Source organism: Streptomyces sp. SP17BM10 (assembly GCF_036322405.1).
Lineage (GTDB): Bacteria > Actinomycetota > Actinomycetes > Streptomycetales > Streptomycetaceae > Kitasatospora.
In genome coordinates this window covers 1-302 of record NZ_JAQYXB010000021.1, presented here as the reverse complement: position 1 = coordinate 302, position 302 = coordinate 1, and the positions used below count along the sequence as shown (strand labels likewise).

General features: G+C 75.2%; 1 protein-coding gene. It reads right to left on the bottom strand.

The genetic code is table 11. The features are described from left to right. Positions 1-302: hypothetical protein (locus PUR71_RS00065; RefSeq protein ID WP_329924227.1), on the bottom strand; the 302-nt coding region annotated here is incomplete at both ends.

The window sequence follows — 302 nt, the reverse complement described above, 5'->3', positions numbered from 1 at the left end:
GGGTGCAGGACGACGTCGACGGCGAGGGCGGCCGGCAGCACGAGGTGGACGTAGAAGGCCCCCGTCGTCGCGCCCCGCACCAGGCGGAGCGCGGGTCGCCGGGGCCCGGGCGTCGCGTTCGGCCGGCGACGTCCGCGAAGGACGACGAGGCCGAAGCCGGCCAGGGCACCGGCCGAGTCCAGGAACAAGAGGAATGCCGCAACGGCGCGATCGACGAGCTCGCGGCCGTCCGGGACGTAGGACAGGAGCCACAGGTCGACCGCCCGCGTGAGGCCGCCGGTCAGCCACGCCTGGTCGTGATC